This window comes from Albimonas sp. (genome assembly GCF_055129145.1).
Genome location: NZ_JBSRTQ010000028.1, coordinates 1 through 22,489 on the forward strand (window position 1 = coordinate 1; position 22,489 = coordinate 22,489).

Consider the following 22,489-nt stretch of genomic DNA (forward strand, 5'->3'; position numbering starts at 1 on the left):
GACCCCTGCGCGAGGTCCGCCGCGCGCCTCCCGAGACGACCGCTCTCATCCTCAAGCGCCTTCCACTTTCAAGACCGCCTGCCGCCGCTGATCCCGTCCGCGCGATGGCCGTCGCGTTCTCGCCGCGCAGGAGGGCGCAAGGCCCGTCGCGCCGCAATGCCGTTGACACCAAAACAACCTAAAACATAATGTCATAACACCATAATGATTCGACCGCGGAAGACGGTCGGACGCTCCTTGGGAGGAAGACATGAAGCTGACGAAGCATCTGGCCGGCGCCGCCGCGCTGGCCTGGGCCGCCATCGGCGCGCCCGTAGAGGCCGCCGACATCGTCGTCACCCATTACGGGTCGCTGATGTATGGCGCGCCCTACGCCGTCGCGATGGAGAAGGGGTTCTTCAAGGAGGCCGGCGCCGACGTCTCCGGCATCCTCACCTCCAAGGGCGGCGGCACCTCGGTGCGCAACATGATGGCCGGCGACACGCCCTTCGCCGAAGTGGCCCTGCCGGCCGCGATCTCGGCGATCAAGGAGGGGTTCCCGATCCGCATCGTGTCGATGTCGACCGCCGGAAGCTCCGCCCTGCTGGTCACCCGCCCCGGCGAGAAGCTGGACAACGCCGAGGATCTGAAGGGCAAGCGCCTGGTCTATTCGCGCCCCAAATCGGTCAGCGAGGCGATCCTGCTCGGCATCGTCGAGGCCGCGGGGTTGAAGCCCGAAGACGTGAAGATGGTGGCCATCGGCGATTTCGGCGCGGGCCTGACCGCGCTCGAGCACAACGAGATCGACGTGGCGATCATCCCCGAGCCGATCTATTCGCGCAAGAAGGCCGCCGGCGCCGACTACCAGGTCCTGCCCTGGCTGAGCGCGCTGTCGCCCTATTCCGCCGGCACCGTCGGCATCGTGACCGAGGAGATGCTCGCCGCCAGGCCCGAGCAGATCCGGGCGATCCTCGCCGCCCGCGCCAAGGCCGTTCAGTTCATGTACGACCAGCCCGAGGAAGCCGCGGCGATCATCGGCAAGGTCTACGACATGGAGCCCGCCATCGTCGCCGCCGCCATCGCCAACATTCGCGCGATGACCGACCATTGGTGGGGCGCGGGCGACATCGACTACGCGGCGATGGACGGCATGGCCAAGATGATGGCCAGCGTCGGCCTGGTGGACCTGCCGCTCGACTGGACCGCCTATGTCGACGAAAGCCTGCTCGACGCGAAGGCCACGCAATGAGGACCGCCGCCGCCTTCGCGACGCCTGTTTCGCCCGCATCGGCGGCGGCGCGCGCGCCTCACGCCCGGATCGAGAGCGTGACGCGCATCTATCCCGCCCGCTCGGGCGGGAACGCGGTCCACGCCCTCGGGCCGATCAGCTTCGATCTGCGGCAAGGGGAGTTCTTCTCGGTCGTCGGCCCCTCGGGCTGCGGGAAGTCGACCCTGCTCGACGTGCTCGCGGGCCTGGCGCGCCCGACCGAGGGGACCGTGACCTTCGAGGGCGCGGCGGTCGACGGCCGCGTGCCCGACGGGGTCGGCGTGGTCTTCCAGGACGACGCGAGCTTCCCCTGGCTCAACGTCGAGGACAACGTCGCCTTCGGCCTGCGCCGGGCGGGAGCCGACGCGGCCGAGACCCGGGCCCGCGTGGATTTCGCCATCGGCTTCATGGGCCTGCGCGATTTCCGCCGGGCCTATCCCAGCCAGCTTTCGGGCGGCATGCGCCAGCGGGTGTGCATCGCGCGCACGCTGGTGATGCAGCCCCGGCTGATCCTGCTCGACGAGCCTTTCGGGGCGCTCGACCAGCAGACGCGGCTGCTGATGGGCGACGAACTGTTGCGCCTGTGGCGCGAGACCGGGGCCACGGTGATGCTGATCACCCACGCGCTCGACGAGGCGAACCTGCTGTCGGACCGCATCGGCGTCATGTCCGCCCGCCCGGGGCGCTTCATCGAGGTGGTGGAGACCGGCTGGGACCGCGCGCGCGAGTCCAGCCTCGCCGAACGGCCGGAATTCGGGGCGGTGACCGCGCGCCTGTGGTCGCTGCTGCGGGGCGAGTCCCTGCGCGCCATGGGCCAGGGCCAGGCCGCCGAGGCGCGGGCATGAGCCTCGCCGGCCTCCTGCGCACCATCCTGATCGTGGGGGCCGTGGCGGGCCTGGAGATCGCCTGCCGCAGCGGCGCGATCAAGCCGACCATGGTGGTCGCGCCCTCGGCCATGGTTCTCGGCGTCGTCGAGGCGCTGGGCGATCCCGACTTCTGGCGCCATTTCGGCGTGACGGTGCAGGCGGTGGCCGTCGCCATGGTCATCGCGGTCGCGGGCGGATTCTGCATCGGCTTCGCCCTGACCCGCCTGCCGCCGCTGCGGCGCGCGCTGACGCCGTTCCTCGCCTCCTATTACTCGATCCCGCATATCGCCTTCTATCCGCTGCTGATCGTGATCTTCGGACTGGGGCGCACCCCGCTGATCGTCCTCGCCACGATGTTCGCGATGGTGGCGATGATCCTCGCCACCATGACCGGGCTCGACCGGGTGCCGGCGGTGCTGGCCAAGACCGCGCGGGTGCATCGCCTCGGTCTGATCGAGGAGATCCGCCGCGTGCGCCTGCCCGCCGCCGCGCCGCATATCCTGTCGGGGCTGAAGCTGGCGGTGGCCTATTCCTTCATCGGGGTGATCGCGGGCGAGTTCATCATGTCGACCGAGGGCATCGGGCACGAGATCGCCTACGCCTACGACAATTTCGACAACCGGCGCATGTACGCGCTGATCCTGATCGTGCTGACCCTGGTGACGAGCTTCAACATGACCGTCTTCGCCTGGGAGCGTCGGATGCTGAAACGGAGAGGCCTGTGACCGCCGCCGCCGCCCCCACCCGCGGGTCCGCCCGCGCCTTGAACATCCTGCGCGACCTGCGCGATCCGGTCCTGATCATCGCGACCCTCCTGATCGGCTGGCAGCTGATGCACGAGCTCGCCGGCGACGTGGCGATCACCGCGCCGCTGCCGACGCTGTCGCATCTGCTGCACATGGTCGGGCAGGCCCGCTTCCTGCCGCATCTGGCCGAAACCGCGATGGCCTTCGGCCAGGCGCTGGCCATCGCCTGGATCGGAGGCGTGGTGATCGGCCTGCTGCTGGGGGGCCACCGCCTGACCGGCGAAGTGGCCGAGCCGATCCTGGTGACGCTCTATTCGCTGCCCAAGGTGACGCTCTATCCGGTGATCCTGCTGCTGTTCGGGCTGGGGATGCAGGCGAAGGTCGCGTTCGGGGCCTTCCACGGCATCATCCCGGTCGCGCTGTTCACCCTGAACGCCGTGCGCAACGTGCCGGCCGCGCAGCTGCGCGCCGGGCGGGCGATGCGCCTGAGCGGGCTGCAGCAGGCCCGCCACATCCTGCTGCCCGCGGCCCTGCCGGAGGTCTTCGCCGGTCTGCGGCTGGGGTTCTCGCTGACCCTGCTCGGGACCATGCTGGGGGAATTGTTCGCCTCCCAGCGCGGCCTCGGCTTCCTCTTGATGAAGGCCATCGACCTGCATGACGTGCAGACCATCCTCGCCATCGCCGTCCTGATCTCGATCTTCGCGGTGTCGGCCAACATGGCGCTGCTGGCCGTCGACCGCAGGCTCCGGCGCGGCGTCGCTCCCGCGGGGCATGGCGCATGACGGGCCCGCGCGAAAGCCGGCGCGACGGCGAGCAGGGGATCGAGCCGGTGGGGCTCGACCGCGACCGGGGGTCGCCGCTGCATCATCAGCTCTATCTCGTCCTGTCGGATGCCATCGCGTCCGGCCGCTACGAGAAGGGCGACGCCCTGCCGACCGAGGAGCGGCTGACCGAGATCTACGGCGTCTCCCGCATCACCGTGCGTCGGGCGATGAGCTCGCTGCACGAGAACGGGCTGATCGAGCGCGGCTCGGGCAAGCGCACCCGGGTCCGCGGGCTGGGAGACCCGGTGCGCGGGGCCGGCGGCTCCATCGTCAGCAACATCATCGCCATGGGGGCCGAGACCGTCGCCCGGGTGCTGGAGTTCGAATATGTCGAGGCCCGCGGCTTCGCCCGCCAGCGCCTGTGGCGGGGCGATCAGGCCCAGGTGCAGCGCGCGGTCCGGGTGCGCTCCATCGACGATGCGCCGATGGCGGTGCTGACCAGCTACGTCCCCGAGGTTCTGGGCCGGACCTGGACCGAGGAGGAGCTCGGCGCCCAGCCCCTCCACGCCCTCTTGGCGCGCGCCGGGGCCGAGGTCATCGCCACCCGTCAGCTGGTGTCGGCGGCGCTGGCCGATCCGCTCGCAGCCTCCCGGCTCGGCGTGCATATCGGCGCGGCGCTGGTCGATCTGCGCTGCCTGATGATCGCGCGCGATGGCCGCGTGGTGGAATATGTCGAGGTCCTCGCCCCCCCCGACCGGATGCGCCTGCGCTACGATTTCGGCCTTGGAACGCTCGAAGGGCCCGTCATCCCGGCGAAAGCCGACCCGAAGCATGAGGAATGATCGCATGACCCACGCCGCTTCCCTGCGCGCGCTTCTGGCCAAGGGCGAGATGATCGTCGCCCCCGGCGCCATCGACGGCATCACCGGCCGCATGGTGGCGGCGGCGGGCTTCTCCGCCGTCTACATGACCGGGGCGGGCACCTCGATGTCGCTCGGCTATCCCGATTACGGGCTGGTCACGATGACCGAGATGGTGGCGAACGCCCAGCGCATCGTCCACGCCTCGGACCTGCCGCTGATCTCGGACGCCGACACCGGCTACGGCAACGAATTGAACGTCTGGCGCACGGTGCAGGAGTTCGAGCGCGCGGGCGTCGCCGCGATCCATATCGAGGATCAGGCTTTTCCGAAGAAATGCGGGCATCTCGACGACAAGGCGCTGGCGAGCCGCGAGGACTTCGCCGCCAAGATCCGCGCCGCCGCCGCCGCGCGCCGCTCGCCCGACTTCGCCATCATCGCGCGCACCGACGCCCGCGGGCCGGCGGGGTTCGAGGAGGCCATCGCGCGCGGCAACCTCGCGCTCGCCGCCGGGGCCGACATGATCTTCGTCGAAGCGCCGCAGAGCCTGGAGGAGGTCGCCGCCGTCCCCCGCCTGATCAAGGGCCCGTGCCTCTTCAACATGGTGCGCGGGGGCAAGAGCCCGGACCTCTCCATCGCCGAGGCGCGGGCGATGGGCTTCGCCCTGTCCATCGTGCCGGGGCTGCTGCTGAGGGGGATCATGGAAAGCTGCGACGCGCTGCTGGCCGACCTGCGCGAGGACCGCTTCCCGCCCAGCCGCTCCTCCCCCGGCGCGCTTTTCGCCCGCTTCGACGCGGCCGCGTGGGACGAGCGGCGCACCGCCTTCCGCGACCCCGCCGACGCCGCGCCCACGTCCCGCGCCGCCGCCGAATAGCGGGCGCCTGATCCGGAGGGCGGCACGACCCGCCCTCCGGCCCGACGACCACGAGCGCCCCGGGAGGCCACCGATGACGACCCCTCGCACTCTCTTCGATCGCATCTGGGCGCGCCACGCCGTGGTCGAGCGCGACGACGGCTACACGCTGCTCTATATCGACCGGCACCTGATGCATGACGGGTCCGCCGGCTGCTTCGGGCTGCTGCACGAGCGCGGCCTGCCGCTGCGCCGCCCGGACCGGACCTTCGCCACGCCGGACCATTTCGTCGCCACCGGCGGCGCCGGCCCGCTGGAGCCGCTGCGCCGCCGCGCGCTGGAGCAGATCGCCGACAACGCCGCCCGCCACGGCTTCACCCTCTTCGACCTCGGCGACGCGCGCCAGGGCATCGCCCATGTGGTGGGGCCGGAGCAGGGGGTGACCCAGCCGGGGCTGACCATGGTCTGCGGCGACAGCCACACCTCCACCCACGGGGCGCTGGGGGCGCTCGCCTTCGGCATCGGCCAGTCGGAAGTGGCGCATGTGATGGCGACGCAGTGCCTGTGGCAGCGCCGCCCGAAATCCATGCGCATCCGCATCGAGGGCCGGGCCCCGGCGGGGGTCGTCGCCAAGGACATGGCGCTCGCGCTCATCGCGCGCATCGGCGCCGGCGGGGCTACGGGGCATGTCATCGAATACGCCGGGGCGGCGGTGCGGGCGCTGACCATCGAGGGGCGCCTGACGCTCTGCAACATGTCGATCGAGGCCGGGGCCCGCGCCGGCATGGTCGCCCCCGACGAGACCACGCTCGACTACCTCCGCGGCCGCCCCTATGCGCCGCAGGGCGCCGATCTGGAGCGGGCGGAGGCGCATTGGCGCGGCCTCGTCACCGACGAGGACGCCGTCTTCGACCGCGAGGTGACGCTGGACGCGGGCGCGCTGGCCCCGATGGTCACCTGGGGCGTCTCGCCCGAGGACGCGGCGCCCATTGACGGCCGCATCCCCGATCCCGCCGCCGCGCCCGATCAGGCCGCGGGCGATGCCATGCGCCGAACGCTCGACTACATGGGCCTGACGCCGGGCACGGCGATCGAGGCCATCGAGGTCGATCGGGTGTTCATCGGCTCCTGCACCAATTCCCGGATCGAGGATCTGCGCGCCGCCGCCGCCGTCGCCCGCGGCCGCAAGACCGCGCGCCCGGCCTGGGTGGTCCCCGGATCGGGCCTCGTGAAACGCCAGGCGGAGGCGGAGGGGCTGGACGTGGTGTTCCGCGACGCGGGGTTCGAGTGGCGCGAGCCCGGATGTTCGATGTGCGTGGGCATGAACGGCGATACGGGGCGGCCGGGGGAGCGGGTGGCCTCGACCACCAACCGCAATTTCCAGGGAAGGCAGGGGCAGGGGGTGCGCACCCATCTGGTCAGCCCCGCCATGGCCGCCGCCGCGGCCATCGAGGGCCGCTTCGCCGACATCCGCCGCCTGCTGGCCTGAGAAAGGGATCGCCATGGACGCCTTCGACACCCTGCGCGCGCCGGCGATGCCGCTGAACGCCGCCAATGTCGACACCGACCAGATCATTCCCGCCCGCTATCTGGCCCGCGGGCGCGAGGCGCAGCGCGAGGCCTGCTTCCGCGACCTGCGCTTCGACCGCGACGGCGCGCTTCGCCCCGGTTTCCCGATGAACCGCGCGGATTATGCGGGCGCCCGGATCCTGGTCGCCGGGCGCAACTTCGGCTGCGGCTCGTCGCGGGAATCGGCGGTGACCACGCTGATCGACAACGGCTTCCGCGCCTTCGTCGCGCCGAGCTTCGGGGATATCTTCTTCAACAACTGCCTCCAGAACGGGGCCCTTCCGGTCCGCCTGCCGGCCGAGCGGGTCGAGGCGCTGCTCGCCATCCTCGAAGCCGCCCCCGGCGCGGCGCTGTCGGTCGACCTGCGCGCGCAGACCGTGACCGGGCCGGACGGGCGCGAGGACCGGTTCGAGATCGACGCTTTTCGGAAGGACTGCCTGCTGCGCGGGGTGGACGTGATCGACATGACCCTCGGCCACGAAGCGGAGATCGCCGCCTTCGAGGCCCGCCAGGCGCAGGAGGTCGGCTGGCTCGACCGCCTGCCCGTCGCCTGAGGCGGCCGGGGCGCGGCGAGACCGTCAGGCCTCGCCGCGACCGCCCCGCGGTGATCAGCCGGGGATCGGCGTCTGCTCGGCGGGGATGATCTCGAACTCGGCGGAGCTGCGCATGTCGGCCTCGGGACCGGGGGGCGAGTAGACCGCGAGGATGCGCACCGGCTCCCATCCCGTGTTGAAGGTCGAGTGGTAGGCGCCGCGGGGGATCGAGACCAGGTCGCCGGGGCGGATCCGGCGGCGCGAGGGGCGGCCCTCCTCGAACTCGATCATCATCTCGGCCTCGCCGCCCAGCACGAAGATCAGCTGCTCCGACCCGGGATGGTTGTGGCGCGCGTGGCCCTGGCCGGGCGCGAAGTGGATCGACACCGCGCTGAGATTGCGCATGGCGTTGATCGCGGGTTCGGCCAGCACCTTGCCGGTCACCCAGGAGGACATGATCGTGTCGACTTCGTCGGGCGACACGGCGACTTTGTTCTGCGTCATCTGGAGCTCCAGCTTATTCATCGGCGAGAAGGGGGGCGGCGCCGCTCAGGCCCAGGCGGCGGGGTCGGCGCCGAGCGGGGCCGCGGGGCGCGCCCAGCGCGGCGGGGTCGCCGACATCCGGGCGACGGGGGCGAGGTGGCGCAGAAGCCCCTGCGCGGTGCGGCTGTCCTGCAGGAACGCCGCCGGAACGGACGCGTCCGGCGCGGCCTCGAGATCCCGCGGGGCTGCGAAATCGCGCAGCCAGGCGCCAGTCTGGGCGAGCGACACCCGGACATGCCAGCTGCCGCCCTCGGTCGCCCGCCGGGCCAGCGCCGCCATGGCGCCGAGCGCGCCGAGATAGCCGGTGACGTAATCGCAGGCGGCGGCGGGCATCAGCGAGGGCGGCCCCTCGCCGCCCTGCACATGCGCGAGCCCGGTGGCCGCGACGCCGAGCTGATCCCAGCCCGGCCGCCCTGACCACGGCCCGTCATGCCCGTAGCAATTGATCGACACGTAGACGATCCCGGGCCGGATCCGCGCCAGATCCTCGGGCGCCAGACCCCGCCGCGCGAGACTGCCGGTCCGGTAGCCCTGGCTGAACACATCCGCCCCGGCGGCGAGCCGCTTCAGCGCCGCCACGTCCCCCGCCTGCTCCAGATCCAGCCAGGCGGAGCGTTTGCCGTGGCCGGTGTCGAGCACGAAGGACGGGACGCTGGGCAGGTCGGGGGAGCTGATCAGCAGCACCTCGGCCCCATGTTCGGCCAGCGTGCGCCCGCAGGTCGGGCCGGCGAGGATGCGGGTCAGGTCCAGCATCCGCACGCCGTCCAGCGGGCGTTCGCCGGGGGGGAGCGGTTCGGGCGGCGCGTCGCCGATCCGAAATATCTCGACCGGGCCGGCGGCGGCGTTGCGCCGGCCCTGGGGATGCGCCTCCCACTCCGCCCGCGTTCGGGCGTAGCAGCCGCACATGCGGGCGTCGGCGAGCGCGTCCTCCAGCTCGGCCGCGTCGCGCCCGGCGACCGCGGCGGCGATCCCGTCATGGCTCGCATGGTCGAGACCGAGCACGCTCAGCGTGCCCTCCGCCAGATGCGGCAGCACCCCGTGAATGAAGAAGTCGCGTCCGTCGCGGGTCTTGTGAAACCGGGCGAGGGGCGTGTCGTCCGACGGCGCGCCCCCTTGCGAGGCGCCGTCGAGCGTCAGCAGCATGAAGGAGCGGAGCGAGGCGGCGGCATGCAGGGTGGAGACGGAAATCTCCTGCGCCCTCCGGCCTGGCCGCCGGAGCTTGTCTGCGGTCAGCGCGCAGGCGGCGATGGCGACGGCGGCGGCCTCGCCCACCGCAGCACGGCAGCCGGGCGCGGCGCCGTCGGCGTCGAACCGGGCCGGGGGGGCGTCGGCGAGGCCGATATGGGCGATGAGCTCCGCCAGGCGCCCCTGCATCGTGGGCACCATCGCCGCGTTGGGCACAGGCGCCATGTCAGGCGACCCGGTCGCGGATCACCTGCGCCACCGGCACGGTCGCGGCGAAGGACGGCCGCGCCTCCAGCCGGTCGGATAGGGCCGAGAGGCTCGGGTGACGGTCCCGCCACGGGAAATCCGGCCAGCGCACGTCGAAATATTTGAGCAGCGAGCCGACGGAGATGTCGGCCTGGGTGAAGCGTCCGCCCCAGGTGAATTCCCCGTCGCCGACCAGACGCTCGATCTCGCGCAGGCCGCCGTTGACCTTGCGGCTCTGGCGGGCGTGCCATTCGGGGCTGCGCTTCTCCGGCGCGCGGCCCTTCTCGAAGAACATCAGCACCAGCGCGTCGCAGATCCCGTCGCCGAGGATCTCGAACCGCTTCACCGCCAGCCGGTCGTCGAGGCCCTCGGGAACCAGGGGCGGCTCGGGGTGCTTCGCCTCGATCCACTCGTTGATGTAGCGGGATTCGTAGACCGACCCGCCGTCCTCGAGGATCAGGACCGGCAGCTTCTCCAGCGGGTTGAATTGCGGCGTCGTGGTGTCGGAGTTCCAGGGGACTTCGGTGATCAGCTCGAACAGGATGCCCTTTTCGGCGAGCTGGATGCGGACTTTCCGCGCGTAGGGGCTCGGGGTGGCGCTGATCAGGCGATACATGGGCGGGGCTCCTTGGGGTCAGAGGGCGGCGAGGCGGCGGGCGCCCGGCAGGGTGGGGGACGCCTCGGCCGGCATGGCGGCGACGGCCTCGGTCTCGAAGGCGCGGTGGCAGGCGACGAGACCGCCGCCCGTGGCCGCGGTCAGTTGCGGGACCTCCTCGGCGCAGCGAGGAATCGCCAGCGGGCAGCGGGTGCGGAACCGGCAGCCGGAGGGGGGCGAGACCGGGCTCGGGATCTCCCCCTGCAGCCGGATGCGTTTGCGCCCGCGCCGGGCGGGGTCCGCCACCGGCGCCGCGTCGATCAGGGCGCGGGTGTAGGGGTGCAGCGGCCGGCGCCAGATCTCGTCCCGGCCCGCGACCTCGACGATCCGGCCCAGATACATCACCGCCACCCGGTCGGAAACGTATTCCACCACCGACAGGTCATGCGAGATGAAGAGATAGGCGAGGCCGAATTCCGCCTTCAGGTCCTCCAGCAAGTTCAGCACCTGCGCGCGCACCGACACGTCGAGCGCCGAGACCGGCTCGTCGCAGATGATCACCCGCGGGTTCAGCGCCAGCGCCCGCGCGATGCCGATGCGCTGGCGCTGGCCGCCGGAGAATTCGTGCGGATGGCGCCGGGCCGCGTCGGCGGGCAGGCCCACCCGGTCCAGCAGCCAGGCGACGCGGGCGAGGCGTTCCTTCCGTCCGGCGGTCTTCTGGACCAGCATCGGCTCCTCGATCGCGCGCCCCACCGAAACCCGCGGATTGAGCGAGGCGAACGGGTCCTGGAACACCATCTGCAGGTCGCGGCGCAGCGGGCGCAAAGTGGCGCGGGTGGCGGAGGTGATCTCGCGCCCGTCGATCTTCACCGACCCCGACGTCGCCGGGTGCAGCCGCATGATGGTTTTGCCGAGCGTGGACTTTCCGCAGCCGGACTCGCCCACCAGGCTCAGCGTCTCCCCCGCCGCCAGATCGAGCGAGACGCCGTCGACCGCATGCACCACGCGGCCGCCCGGGGCGGGGAAGCGTTTGACCAGATCGTTGACGACCAGAATGGGCTGTCTCATGCGACGGGCTCCGGATGGCGCAGGGCGAGGGCGGCCTCGTCGGCGCGGATGCAGGCGACGCGGTGGGCGGGATCGCGCCCCGTGAGCGGCGGGACCGCGGCGCGGCAGGCGTCGAGCGCGAAGCTGCAGCGCGGCGCGAAAGCGCAGCCCTCGGGCATCGCGTGCAGGGGCGGGACCATGCCGGGGATCTCGGCCAGCCGACCGGGGCGCCCGCCCGCGGTCTTGCCGGCGGCGTCGGGCGTCGCCCGGATTAGGCCTTGAGTGTAGGGATGGCGGGGCTGGCGGAACAGGCGATCCACCGGCGCCTCCTCCACCTTGCGGCCCGCATACATCACCGCCACCCGGTCCGCGGTTTCCGCCACCACGCCGAGGTCATGGGTGATCAGCACGATGGCCATGCCGAGCCGGTCGCGCATCTCCATCAGCAGATCGAGGATCTGGGCCTGCACGGTGACGTCGAGCGCGGTGGTCGGCTCGTCCGCGATCAGGAGCTTGGGGTCGCAGGCGAGCGCCATGGCGATCATCACCCGCTGGCGCATGCCGCCCGACAGCTCATGCGGGTGCTGGGTCAGCCGCTTGACGGGGTCGGAGAGGCCGACCAGCGTCAGCAGCTCCACCACCCGCTCCCGCGCCGCGCGGCGGGTCAGGCGCTTGTGGCGGATCGGGCTTTCGGCCACCTGCTCCTCGATGGTCAGGACCGGGTTGAGCGAGGTCATCGGCTCCTGAAAGATCATCGAGATATCGGCCCCGCGGATCTCGCGCAGCTGATCCTCGGTCATCGCCGCCAGATCGCGCCCCTGGAACAGGATGCGGCCCGAGACGATGCGCCCCGGCGGGGTCGGGATCAGGCGCAGGATCGACATGGCGGTCACCGACTTGCCGCAGCCGGATTCGCCGACCACCGCCAGGATCTCGCCCCGGTTCACGGTCAGCGAGACGCCGTTCACCGCCTTCATCACGCCGCGGGGGGTGAAGAAATGGGTGTGCAGGTCCTCGATCTCGAAAAGCGGCGCGTCGGTCATCGCTTCGGGCATGGCGTCACCGGTTCTTGAGGCGGGGGTTGAGGGCGTCGTTCAGCCCCTCCCCCACCAGGTTGAGGGCGAGGACGGTCAGCAGGATGGCGACCCCGGGGATGGCGGTGATGTACCAGGCGGTGCGCAGCGCATCGCGCCCGGCCCCGATGATGGTCCCCCAGCTCATCACATTCGGATCGCCGAGGCCGAGAAAGGCGAGCCCCGCCTCGGTCAGGATCGCGGTCGCCACCATCAGCGAGCCGGTGACGATGATCGTGCCGAGCGCGTTGGGCAGGATCTGGGTGAAGATGATGCGCAGGTCGCCCATGCCGATGGCGACGGCGGACTGCACGAATTCGCGTTCGCGCAGGGCCAGGAACTCGCCCCGCACCAGCCGCGCGACGGAGGGCCAGGACACCACCGCGATGGCGAGCGTGACGTTGAGCACCGAGGGGGTGAGGATCGCCACCACCACCACCGCGAAGATGAACTGCGGGATGGTCTGGAAAAGCTCGGTGACCCGCATCAGCAGCTCGTCGGGCAGGCCGCGATAGTAGCCCGCGACCGCGCCGACCAGCGTGCCCACCGTCACCGCCATGCCGGTGGCCGCGAGCCCGATGATCAGCGAGACCTTCGCGCCGTGGAAGAGGCCGGACCCCAGGTCCCGCCCCATCATGTCCGAGCCGAGCCAGACCGAGGCGTCCTCGCCCGGCCAGGTGAAGGGCATCGCCACCATGTTCCACGGATCGTCGGGGTAGAGCAGCGGCGCCGAGACCGCCATGACGACCACCGCCAGCAGGATCGCCACGCCGATCACCGCCGCCCGGTTGCGCCCGAAGCGGCGCGCGAAGTCCCTGAAGTTCTTCATGTCAGTGCATCCTGATCCGGGGGTCGAGGCGGGTGTAGGCGATGTCGACGAGGATGTTGGCGACGATGACCAGCACCGAGCAGATCAGCAGGATCCCCAGCAGCAGGTTGAGGTCGCGCTGATAGACCGCCTCGAACGCCAGCCGCCCGAGGCCGGGCCAGGAGAACACCGTCTCCACCAGCACCGACCCGCCCAGCATCGCCCCGATCTGCACCCCGAAGAGCGTCACCAGCGGCAGAAGCGCGTTGCGGAACACATGGCGCAGCGTGACCCGGCGGGCGGAAAGGCCCTTGGCCTTGGCGGTGGTCACATAGTCCTGGTTGAACACCTCGAGCATCGAGGCGCGCATCACCCGCGTGTAGACCGCCACGTAGAACATCGCGAGCGTGGTCACCGGCATCAGCATGTGCCGTGCCACGTCCCCGATATAGGCGAGGCCGGTGTGGCCGGCGGCGATGCTCTCCATCCCGCTCGACGGCAGCCAGCCGAGGCGGACCGAAAACAGCACGATCATCATCAGCCCCAGCCAGAACACCGGCGTCGCGAAGCTGAGCATGGCGAAGATCGAGATCAGGGTGTCGCGCCAGGAATTCACCCGGTTGGCCGCCACCACGCCGAGGATCGCGCCGAGCGTGACCGACAGCAGCAGCGCGCTGAGCATCAGGATCATCGTCGCCGGCAGCCGCCCCATCAGCAGGTCGAGCACCGACATGTTGTGGCGGAACGAATAGCCCAGATCGAGATGGGCGAGCCGCCAGAAGTAGTTGAGAAGCTGCATGTGCACCGGCTGATCGAGCCCGAAGCGCGCCCGCAGGTCGGCGAGGTATTCCGGCGTCGCCGCCGCCGCCTCGCCCGCCATCACCTCGGCCGCGTCGCCGGGGGCGAGCTTGAGCAGGATGAAGTTGAACGCCACCACCGCCAGCAGCAGCGGCAGGGCCCGCACCAGGCGACGGACCGCGAAGCGGATCTCCGCCGCGAGGGGCAGGGCGGCGAGGGCCGCGAGGGCCCTCGTCGTCCGTTGGCTCAGGGTCGAGGTCGGACCCGGGGGGAGGTCGGGAAGGCTCGCCATCGCGCTCAGTCCCGCGGCGCGAGCCAGGCGTCGGCGAAGCTGCCGCCGATCACCCCGTCGGAGGTGAGGGTGTGGTTGTGGAAGCGGGCCGAGGCGACGGTGGCGAACTTCGTCTCCATGATCGGGATCACCGGCAGGTCGGTCATCGCGATGCGCTGCATCTCGAGATAAAGCGCCTTGCGCTCGGCCGGATCGTTCTCCGACTGGGCGGCCTCGATGACCTTGTCCATCTCGGGGTTCGAATAGCCGGTGTTGTTGGTGAAGACGACGCCCTGCTGGATCGACTTGGTCCAGAACAGGCGCTGCACGCCTTGGGTCGGATCGGCGAAGGCGCCGTAATAGAGGCTGGTCGCGTCGAAATCATAGTCGGTGTAGGCGCGACGGAAGAAGGACGGCAGGTCCTGGCTGCGCAGCTCCACCTGGATGCCGACCTGGCCCAGCTGCTGCTTGATGAACTCGCCATGGCGCATGTAGTCCGTGCCCAGCGGCACCGGATCGAGCACCATCCTGAAGCGCACCCCGTCCGCGCCCGGCTTCAGCCCGGCCTCGTCCAGCAGCGCCTTGGCCTTCGACGGATCGTAGTCATAGGCGGGGATGCCGCTCGTCGCATGATATTCGGCCACCGGCGACGGGATCGGGCTGGTCGCGGGCTTGCCGTAGCCCATCCACACGATCTTGGTCAGCAGCGCGCGGTTGATGGCGAAGGCCATCGCCTGGCGCACCCGCACGTCGGAGAACGGCGCGCGGCGGGTGTTCACCTCCATCAGCATGAAGGGCGACATGTAGGCGTAGCCGTTGGTGTCGATGGCGAGGTCGGGATCGGCCTCGATCCGCTTCATGTCGGCGAGCGGGATCGGGCTGAGGCCCGCCACCTGGATCTCGCCGGCCTCGAGCCCGGCGGCGCGGGCGGAGGCGTCGTTGATGATGCGGAAGACGATGCCGTCGAGATGCGGCTTGCCCGCCTGCCAGTAATTCGGGTTCTTCGCGAGGCGGATGTAGTTGCCCTTCTCCCATTCCACGAACATGAACGGGCCGGTGCCGATGGGATGGCTGATCGCGGGGTTGGCCGCGATATCCGTGCCGCCGAAGATATGCTTCGGCGTCATCGGCGCCTCATAGCCCGAGGCGAGCGCCACCAGTAGCGGCGGGGCGGGTTCGGAGAGCTTGAGCACCGCGGTCAGCGGATCCGGCGTCTCCACCGCCTCGACCTTGGCGAAGGACGAGCGGCCGCGGGGATGCAGTTTCTTCAGCACCTTCATGATGGTGAAGGCCACGTCTTCGGAGGTGAAGGGGGTGCCGTCATGCCAGGTCACGCCATCGCGCAGATGGAAGGTGTAGGTGAGGCCGTCCTCGGAGACCTCCCAGCTTTTCGCCAGAACCGGCTCCAGCGTCAGGTCCACGCCGCGGGTCAGCAGCGGCTCCATGATCTTGGAGCCGACCATGCCCATCTGCAGTGTGGTGTTGATCGAGGTCAGGATGAACGGCGGCTCCGGCGACAGCGCGAAGGTCAGCATGCCGCCGTCGACCGGCGCGGGCTCGGCGGCGCGCGAGGCGGGCGCGGCGAGGCCGAGTCCCAGCGCGATCAGGCTGACGGCGAGCCCGCGTGCGAGCCCGCGTGTGAGAACGGGAACGAAACGTGCGGTCATGGTGAACTCCTGATCCTGGCTTCGGGCTTCGTTTCGGCCGCGTCGGGCGCGACCGACCCCGCCCTTGCGGCGCGATCCGAAAACCCTGCGGCGAACGAGGCCCAATTTATGGGCAAGTGGAGGGCGACCCTCCGTCAAGTGTTTGATTCGGCGCTTCTTTGGCGGCCAGTTGCGATGAGTTTCACTCATGCGAGGCCGCGCGGTCTTTCGAAAAACCAGCGGCCATGATTAAATAAGGGCAGTTTTTCCGACGACGGTCAGGATGCATGCAATGGATCCAGCGACGCCGGGCGCGGCCGCATCCGCGCATGATCCCGAAGGCGACCGCGACGCCCGAGATCTGGGCCGCGATCTCGGCCGCGGCCGTGACGAGATGTCGGTCGCCCAGACCCACCGCATCGGCCTGTGGGACGGCAACCGCCTGCACGCCCAAAGCCAGGGCCGCGGCTGGCGTGACGTCTACGCCGCGCGCGCCACGGTCAACGGCTGGTCGGGGGTGCTCAGCCCGGTCGACCACTACTGCCTCGCCTTCTGCCTCGACCGCCCGGTGACGCTGACCCGGGCGGTGGGCGGCGACGCGCGCCAGGAGACCCGGACCGTCCTCCCCCGCCAGTTTTTCATCATCCCGGCGCACGAGCCCTCGGAATGGCGGCGCGCGGGGGTGTCGGACATGCTGATGCTCTATCTGCGCCGCGGGATGCTGGAGACGCTGGGCCGCGAACTGGCCGCCGGCGCCGGCGGCGAGACCCGGCTGAAGCTGGAATTCGGCGCCACCGACGCGCTGCTGGAGCAACTGGCGATGGGCATCCTGCGGGTGATGGAGGGGCCGCCGGGGGCGGGCGAGTCGCTCTATGTCGACACGCTCGCCCATGCGCTCGGCGCACATCTGCTGCGCCGCGCGGGGGCGGAGGCGCCGGCCGCGCCGCCGCTCGACACGCCGGCGGCGCGCAGGCTGGGCCGGGCGCGGGACTTCATCGAGGCCTCGCTTTCCGAAGACCTCAGCATCGAGACGCTGGCCGACGCCGCCGGCATGGGCGTGCACGCCTTCCCCCGCGCCTTCGCCCGCCAGTTCGGCATGACGCCCTATCAATACGTGCTGCAACGGCGGCTGGAGCGGGCGCGCGAGCTGCTCGTCGCCACCGACCTGCCCATCGTCGAAATCGCGCTGATCTGCGGGTTTTCGAGCCAGAGCCATCTGAGCGCCGCCTTCCGGCAGCGCATGGGCCATTCGCCCGCCGCCTACCGGAAATCCGGCGCCGGCTGAGGCGGAGCAGTCCCGGCGGCGTCGGAACGCCGCCGGGACGGTCATCTCACTCCGCGGCGATGTCGGTCGCCACGTCGGCCGGGCCGGCGACTTCCGGCCAGCCGATGCTCGGCCCATGCCCGCGGAAATTGCGCAGCCACCAGGCCCAGTCGGCGGGCGCCAGTCCGAACGGGTCGGCATGGGCGAGCTCCCGCGCCGCCCACACCGGCCAATGCGGGTTCGACAACGCCGGACGGCCGAGGAACACCAGATCCACCAGCTCCTCGCGGATCGCCCGGTCGGCATTGGCCGGAACGCCGAGGTTCCAGCCGGTCGCCACCGGGATCCCGACCTCGCGCCGCACCCGCGCCGCGCGCTCCAGCATGAAGCCCATGTCGTTGAGCGGCGGGTCCACCATCTCGTCGGTGTTGAAGCCGATGGAAAGGTCGGCGAGGTCGAGCCCGTGGTCCTTCATCCGGCCCACCGCCCAGACCGAATCCTCGAACTGCACGCCCCTGGGGTTCAGGTCGTCGGAGCCGAGGCGCATGGTCAGCGGGTATTTCTCGGGCCAGACCTCGCGCACCGCATCGAGCGCCTCGAGGTGGAAGCGCAGGCGGTTGGCGACGCTGCCGCCGTACTGGTCGTCGCGCTGGTTGGCGAGCGGGGAGAAGAAGCTCGCCCCCAGATAGCCGTGGGCGTAGTGCATCTCCAGCCACTTCTAGCCCGCGTCGAGCGCCCGGCGCGCGGCGTCGGCATAGGCCCTGTGCAGGCCCTTGATCTCTTCGACGCTCAGCGCTTGGACGGGGTGGATATGCCCGCCGCCGCCATAGGGGATCGCCGAGGGCGCGACGCAGGTCCAGCCGTCGGGGTGATCGGGGGGCAGCTGCTTCCAGGCGCCTTCGGAATTCACCCTCTTGTGCGGCGGCAGTTCGCTGCCCTTGCGGCCGGTATGGCCGAGCTGGATGGCGGGGACGCCGCCCATCCGCTCGATGATCGCGCAGACGCGGGCGTGGCCCTCGATCTGGTCGTCGTTCCAGATGCCGGCGCAGGAGGTGGTGGTGCGGCCATCGGGGGTGATCGCCATCTGCTCGCCGAAGATCAGGGCGAAGCCGCCGGCGGCGCGCGCGCCGAGATAGCTCACGTGATAGTCGTCGAGGCGGCTGTCGACGGAATTGTACATCGTCATCGGCGACATCACGAGCCGATTGCGAAGGGTCACGTCCTTGAGCGTGTAGGGGCTGAAGAGGTCGGGCATCTCGGGCTCCTTGTCGGCGGCCGCTGGCGCTGCGAATGCGGGGGCCGCCCAAGCGGGCGCGTTTCCTCGTCCCTGGATATCTTCAGCGGTCCGCCGATCAGCGCCCGGTCGTTTCATTGCGTCCCATCTTGCCGACGCGCGCGCGCCGCTTCTTTCAAGAATCCATCGATCCTGGTCAGGATTCCGCAGGAGCCGCCTCCCCCGACCCGGCGCAGGCCGGGCCGTCTGCGCCGGCGCGCAGCAGGTCTGGCGCCCGGGTCGGCGTCAGGGGCGGCTCGGCGACCGGCACGTCGGCGGTGTTCGCCACGGCGCAGGCGACCGACGCCGGAACCTTGAGGCTCGGGACCTCGCCCGCGCTCGATGCCGAGCGGGCCGATGGAGGCGCCCCCTCATGCAGGATCGCCTCGACCCCCGGCACGTCCAGCGCCCCGGGGATCCGGTAGCTCTCGAAACTGGTCTGGCGAAGGGCGCCGGTCGCGTCGAGGGTCGCCTCCTCGTGCAGCGCATGGCCGAGGCCCTGGGCCACGCCTCCCTGGATCTGGCCGCGGATCGCGCGGGGGGCAGCGCGAGGCCCACGTCCTGCACCACGCGCCAGGCCAGCACCTCGACATGGCCGGTGTCGGGGTCGACCGCGACTTCGGCCCCGTGCACGGCGTGGACGGGGAGGTCGATCGCCTCGATGAAATGGCCGGCGACGCAGCCTTGCATGGCGGGCTCCCCCGGCGCGGCGAAGGCGCCGTGGCCGGCCACCGACCCGCGGGAGGCCTGGAGGCGGGAGACCCGCTCCGGCATCGCCAGACCCGCGCCGGGGGAGGCCGCGATCTCCGCCCTTCCGTCGCGCAGGACGAGCCCCTCCGGCGGGGTCTGCAGGATTTCGGAGGCGGCCTCGAGGCTGGCCGCGCCGAGGGAAACCGTGATGCGCCCGCCGCCCACGCCCATGTCGACCCCCGCGATGACCAGCGTGGCCGAGCCGTCGTGATGCAGATGCTCGGTGGCCGAGGACGGCCCGACGAAGACGAACCAGGCGCCGACCGTCCGCGCCCGCCCGTAGAGCCGCCCGTCGGGCAGGCGCCCCGTTGCAGGCGCGGAAGGCGTCGTTGGGGGGCGGGTTGGCGTGGACCGCGCTTGCGACCCGCCTTGCCTTGCCGAGGCGGTCGTTTCCGCCGGGCGTATGCACGGTCATCGTGGTCGGAAACACCTGCTCGCCGGCACAGGCGCCGCAATCCATCGGCGCCTCCGCATCCCGCGCGGCGATGGTGCCCGCGGGGTTGATGGCGCCCGCGGGGTCGATGGCGGAGCGAATGCGGATCTCGGCGGTCTCGCGGCAGAGGCGGGTGGCGGCCTCTTCGGGGCGCGACAGCTCCAGCGCCACGGCGCGGCCGGACTTGCGGGCGAGGATGGCGGCGATGGGCTCGACCGTGCCGTCGAATATCAGGCCGAAGCCGCCGCCGAGCGGGGACGCGGTCAGCCGGACCCTGGACGGCGCGATGCCATCACGATGGCGGTCACCCGGCGCAAGGTCCACGGGGCCTTGGGTCGAGCATTCCAGATGCATGCGCCCGTCCTTCCGCCGCGCGATGGCGGCGCGGGGTTCGAACGGGACATGGAACGGGCGGCCGACCCGTAAGGCGCCCTCGACCAGGCCCACGGGGGGCAGGCAGGCGGGGGGCAGGCAGACGGGGCGCGACGGGGCCGGCGTTGAAGGCGGTGAGGTCGAACTCGACCTCGGCGATGCGCGGGCGCCAGGCGCCGGTCTTCAGGTCGGCCTCGATCCGGTCATGCGCCTCGCGCCCGATGGGAGTGAACCTGACGATGTCGCCGGGTCTGAAGAGCATGATGAACCCGGTGAGGTGGCTGATGATCTCGGTCGGATCGAAGATCGGCATGGGGGTGATGCCGACCACCTGCTGGCCGCCGGCGTCCCGCGCCGCATAGATGCAGGAGCAGCCGCCGCCATAGCCGATGGTCCGCTTGGGCGTGTCGGCGCGCGGGCGCAGGTGTTTGGGGACTTGCAGCTGCTTCTCACGCTCGACCCGCTGATACATCAAAGGCAGCCCCGCCACGAAGCCCGCCATCGACACGAACCAGGGGCTGGCATGGAACGCCTCGATGAACGCCTCGGTTGATGCGCGGGGCGTCGTCGAGGCCGGTCCCCGTGAGGTCCCGGTGACGCTCGCGGAACCGCATCAGGGTCGCGTGGGTCCAGGGGGCCTGGAAGTGGACCGGCGCCTCGATGATCCGGGCGGTCACCTTCTTCGGCGCGTCCTCCGCCATCGCATCGAGCGCCTTGAGATCTTCGAGCATCGCTTCGGGCGCGATCACGTCGGGATCGCGTCGCCCCCGCAGAGCATGCTGTCGAAACGCACGCCCTCGGGGACCGGAAGGCCGGAGACCACGCCGGGGAAGGGCATGAAGCCGTTCCACGGATCCTCGGCGTCACCCGCACCTCGATGGCGTGACCGTTCATGGCGATGGCGTCCTGCGCCACCGACCGCGGCGCGCCGAAGGCCAGGCGGATCATCTCGGTCACCGGATGCTCGACCCGGATGCGGGTGTTCATCTCGAGGCACGCGAATGCGCCGCGGGCGGGGTCGAAGCGCTATTCCAGGGCGCCGGCGCCGCGGTAGCCGACGGACCCCGTCAGCCGCAACGAGGCCCCGCGGATATGGGCCGGGCTCGGGTCAGGCAGGCGGCGGGCGCCTTCTCCCACACCTTCCGGCGGCGGCGCTGCAGCGAGCTTTCCCGTTCGAAGCAATGATCGGCGCGGGTTCCGTCGCCCATCGCCTGAACCTCGACATGGCCGGCGTCGCGGATGAACTGCTCGAGGTGGAGGCCCCCGTCCCCGAAAGCGGCCTGCGCCTCCTGCGCGGCCTGGGGGAAGAGGCGCGCGAGCGCGGCCGCGTCTTCGGCCACCCGAATGCCGCGCCCGACGCCGCCGGCCGCGGCCTTGATCATCACCCGATAGCCGATGCGGGCCGCGATCCCGCCGCGATCGGCGATGCAGCGCGACTTTCCGGCGGGATCCGCCATGTCAGTCCATCTCCGCGATCAGAGCGCCGGCGGTCACCGGGTCCTCGTTCTCCAGGGTGAAGCGCACATTCTCGCCCGCGGTCTTGGCCTTCACCTCGTGGAAAGACTTCATCACCTCGTTCAGGCCGATGACGTCGTCGACCGTGATCGAGGCGCCGACCCCGACGAAGGGCGGCTGATCGGGAGCGGGCTGGCGAGGGGCGGAGGCGAGCGGGTTTCCTTGGCCATGGGGGGGCGTCCTTTCGAAGTCTGTCGCGTCAGGCGGCGGCGTCGAGCGTCGAGGGCGGCGCGATGGTCACGCCGGCGTCGACCAGCGCCGCGCGCATCGCGGTCCCGATCTCGAGCGCGCCGGGGGTGTCGGAGTGGAAGCAGATCGACTCGAACTCCACCTTCATCTCCTGCCCGGTCACGGTGGTCACCCTCCCGTCCCGGCACGCGCGCAGGCACTTCGCCGCGATCTCCTGCGGGTCGAGCTTGCGCATCTTGCGGGCGAAGACGATCAGCCCGTCGTCGCCGTAATCGCGGTCGGCGTAGAACTCGCGGATCACCGGCCGGCCCGCGTCCTGCGCCACGCGCCGGGTCTCTGAGGCCTGCATGCAGTAGAGGAAGACGTCGGGTGCCGATTTGCCCAGCGCGTCGCAGATCCGGCGGGAGAAGTCGGCGTCGCGCGCGGCGGTCATGTAGAGCGCGCCATGGGGTTTGACGTGCTGGAGGCGCACGCCGTGACGCCGCCCGAATTCGCGCAGGGCGCCGATCTGGTAGACGATGTCGTTGACCAGCTCCTCCGGCGTCGCGTCGATGGCGCGGCGCCCGAAGCCCTGCAGGTCCCGGTAGGCGGGATGCGCGCCGAGGCCGACGCCATGTTCGGCGCACATCCGCGCCATCCGGTCCATGATCGTCGGATCGCCGGCATGGAAGCCGCAGGCGACGTTGGCCGAGCTGATGATCGCCATCAGCGCGTCGTCGGGGGCCTCGCCATAGGTCCAGTGGCCGAAACCCTCGCCCATGTCGCAGTTGCGATCGACGGCGGTTCGATACATCGGCGCATCCTTTCGGTTCGGGGACGGCGCGTGTCGGGAAGACGCCTGTCCGGACGACTCGAACCGTGGGCCGGGGGCCGGGCCTGAGCCAGAACAATTTTACGCAATTGCGATATCGGAAAATCCGAGGTCGGCTGTCGGAGCCACGGGTATCTGGGCGTCGAGCCGCGCTCGCCTTTCGCCGAGCCCGCGCCCGCGATGAAGGCCTTCCGGGACTGTTTCGCGGCCCGGTTTCTCGGGTCGCCGGTCGC

At 70.9% G+C, this 22,489-nt stretch carries 21 protein-coding genes and 4 pseudogenes; 9 read left to right on the forward strand and 16 right to left on the reverse strand.

From position 1 onward, the window contains the following. Positions 1-250 precede the first annotated feature (250 nt). From ACTB72_RS06850 to leuD, 8 genes are all read left to right on the forward strand, one after another. Positions 251-1,228, forward strand: coding sequence for an ABC transporter substrate-binding protein (locus ACTB72_RS06850; protein ID WP_463036239.1), 978 nt, complete (start codon positions 251-253; stop codon positions 1,226-1,228). A 77-nt stretch (positions 1,229-1,305) separates the two neighbouring features. Beyond that, positions 1,306-2,091 (forward strand): ABC transporter ATP-binding protein, encoded by a 786-nt coding sequence (locus tag ACTB72_RS06855; RefSeq protein ID WP_463036240.1) that lies wholly within the window; start codon positions 1,306-1,308, stop codon positions 2,089-2,091. After that, on the forward strand, positions 2,088-2,837 hold the full coding sequence (locus tag ACTB72_RS06860) for an ABC transporter permease (RefSeq protein ID WP_463036241.1): 750 nt from the start codon (positions 2,088-2,090) through the stop codon (positions 2,835-2,837). The genes ACTB72_RS06855 and ACTB72_RS06860 overlap by 4 nt, the downstream gene beginning before the upstream one ends. Then, entirely contained in the window at positions 2,834-3,640 is an 807-nt protein-coding gene (locus ACTB72_RS06865; RefSeq protein ID WP_463036242.1) for an ABC transporter permease, read from the forward strand. The genes ACTB72_RS06860 and ACTB72_RS06865 overlap by 4 nt, the downstream gene beginning before the upstream one ends. Further along, on the forward strand, positions 3,637-4,464 hold the full coding sequence (locus ACTB72_RS06870) for a GntR family transcriptional regulator (RefSeq protein WP_463036243.1): 828 nt from the start codon (positions 3,637-3,639) through the stop codon (positions 4,462-4,464). Before ACTB72_RS06865 ends, ACTB72_RS06870 begins: the two co-directional genes overlap by 4 nt. Before the next feature lie 4 nt (positions 4,465-4,468). Continuing rightward, positions 4,469-5,356 carry an isocitrate lyase/PEP mutase family protein gene (locus tag ACTB72_RS06875; protein ID WP_463036244.1) on the forward strand — a complete coding sequence of 296 codons (888 nt, stop codon included), beginning with the start codon at positions 4,469-4,471 and terminating at the stop codon, positions 5,354-5,356. A gap of 73 nt (positions 5,357-5,429) precedes the next feature. Continuing rightward, on the forward strand, positions 5,430-6,824 hold the full coding sequence (gene leuC / locus ACTB72_RS06880) for a 3-isopropylmalate dehydratase large subunit (RefSeq protein ID WP_463036245.1): 1,395 nt from the start codon (positions 5,430-5,432) through the stop codon (positions 6,822-6,824). A 13-nt stretch (positions 6,825-6,837) separates the two neighbouring features. After that, positions 6,838-7,458, forward strand: a complete 621-nt coding sequence (gene leuD / locus ACTB72_RS06885; RefSeq protein ID WP_463036246.1) for a 3-isopropylmalate dehydratase small subunit — start codon at positions 6,838-6,840, stop codon at positions 7,456-7,458. A 54-nt stretch (positions 7,459-7,512) separates the two neighbouring features. Here leuD and ACTB72_RS06890 read toward each other — a convergent pair whose 3' ends face one another. The 8 genes from ACTB72_RS06890 to ACTB72_RS06925 are packed head-to-tail and all read right to left on the reverse strand — an operon-like array spanning position 7,513 to position 15,670. Then, entirely contained in the window at positions 7,513-7,941 is a 429-nt protein-coding gene (locus ACTB72_RS06890; protein WP_463036247.1) for a cupin domain-containing protein, read from the reverse strand. 45 nt (positions 7,942-7,986) lie between these two features. Next, positions 7,987-9,390, reverse strand: coding sequence for a CoA transferase (locus ACTB72_RS06895; protein WP_463036248.1), 1,404 nt, complete (start codon positions 9,388-9,390; stop codon positions 7,987-7,989). Between the two features lies 1 nt (position 9,391). Further along, entirely contained in the window at positions 9,392-10,027 is a 636-nt protein-coding gene (locus tag ACTB72_RS06900; protein WP_463036249.1) for a glutathione S-transferase N-terminal domain-containing protein, read from the reverse strand. Between the two features lie 18 nt (positions 10,028-10,045). Beyond that, positions 10,046-11,074 (reverse strand): ABC transporter ATP-binding protein, encoded by a 1,029-nt coding sequence (locus tag ACTB72_RS06905; protein ID WP_463036250.1) that lies wholly within the window; start codon positions 11,072-11,074, stop codon positions 10,046-10,048. Continuing rightward, positions 11,071-12,108 carry an ABC transporter ATP-binding protein gene (locus ACTB72_RS06910; protein ID WP_463036251.1) on the reverse strand — a complete coding sequence of 346 codons (1,038 nt, stop codon included), beginning with the start codon at positions 12,106-12,108 and terminating at the stop codon, positions 11,071-11,073. The genes ACTB72_RS06905 and ACTB72_RS06910 overlap by 4 nt, the downstream gene beginning before the upstream one ends. Positions 12,109-12,112: 4 nt before the next feature. Beyond that, positions 12,113-12,955, reverse strand: a complete 843-nt coding sequence (locus tag ACTB72_RS06915; RefSeq protein ID WP_463036252.1) for an ABC transporter permease — start codon at positions 12,953-12,955, stop codon at positions 12,113-12,115. Position 12,956: 1 nt separating this feature from the next. Next, positions 12,957-14,024, reverse strand: coding sequence for an ABC transporter permease (locus ACTB72_RS06920; protein ID WP_463036253.1), 1,068 nt, complete (start codon positions 14,022-14,024; stop codon positions 12,957-12,959). Positions 14,025-14,029: 5 nt separating this feature from the next. Beyond that, positions 14,030-15,670: an ABC transporter substrate-binding protein gene (locus ACTB72_RS06925; protein WP_463036254.1), complete on the reverse strand. Its 1,641-nt coding sequence runs from the start codon at positions 15,668-15,670 to the stop codon at positions 14,030-14,032. Positions 15,671-15,941: 271 nt separating this feature from the next. Here ACTB72_RS06925 and ACTB72_RS06930 point away from each other — a divergent pair, with 271 nt between their 5' ends. Next, complete coding sequence (locus ACTB72_RS06930) at positions 15,942-16,934, forward strand: helix-turn-helix domain-containing protein (protein WP_463036255.1); 993 nt, start codon at positions 15,942-15,944, stop codon at positions 16,932-16,934. 46 nt (positions 16,935-16,980) lie between these two features. Here ACTB72_RS06930 and ACTB72_RS06935 read toward each other — a convergent pair. From ACTB72_RS06935 to pxpA, 8 genes and pseudogenes are all read right to left on the reverse strand, one after another. After that, positions 16,981-18,285: pseudogene (locus tag ACTB72_RS06935) on the reverse strand (oxidoreductase). A gap of 58 nt (positions 18,286-18,343) precedes the next feature. Next, positions 18,344-19,107, reverse strand: a pseudogene (locus tag ACTB72_RS06940) (molybdopterin cofactor-binding domain-containing protein). A 190-nt stretch (positions 19,108-19,297) separates the two neighbouring features. Beyond that, positions 19,298-19,747, reverse strand: a pseudogene (locus ACTB72_RS06945) (molybdopterin cofactor-binding domain-containing protein); the annotation flags it as partial. Beyond that, on the reverse strand, positions 19,674-20,243 hold the full coding sequence (locus ACTB72_RS06950; RefSeq protein ID WP_463036256.1) for a carboxyltransferase domain-containing protein: 570 nt from the start codon (positions 20,241-20,243) through the stop codon (positions 19,674-19,676). The gene ACTB72_RS06950 and the pseudogene ACTB72_RS06945, both read right to left, overlap by 74 nt. Beyond that, entirely contained in the window at positions 20,191-20,490 is a 300-nt protein-coding gene (locus ACTB72_RS06955) for a hypothetical protein (RefSeq protein WP_463036257.1), read from the reverse strand. Before ACTB72_RS06955 ends, ACTB72_RS06950 begins: the two co-directional genes overlap by 53 nt. 318 nt (positions 20,491-20,808) lie before the next feature. Next, entirely contained in the window at positions 20,809-21,198 is a 390-nt protein-coding gene (locus ACTB72_RS06960; protein WP_463036258.1) for an ATP-binding protein, read from the reverse strand. A gap of 1 nt (position 21,199) precedes the next feature. Then, a pseudogene (locus tag ACTB72_RS06965) lies at positions 21,200-21,358 on the reverse strand (biotin/lipoyl-containing protein); the annotation flags it as partial. Between the two features lie 97 nt (positions 21,359-21,455). Next, positions 21,456-22,238, reverse strand: coding sequence for a 5-oxoprolinase subunit PxpA (gene pxpA, locus ACTB72_RS06970; protein WP_463036259.1), 783 nt, complete (start codon positions 22,236-22,238; stop codon positions 21,456-21,458). Positions 22,239-22,489: the final 251 nt, after the last annotated feature.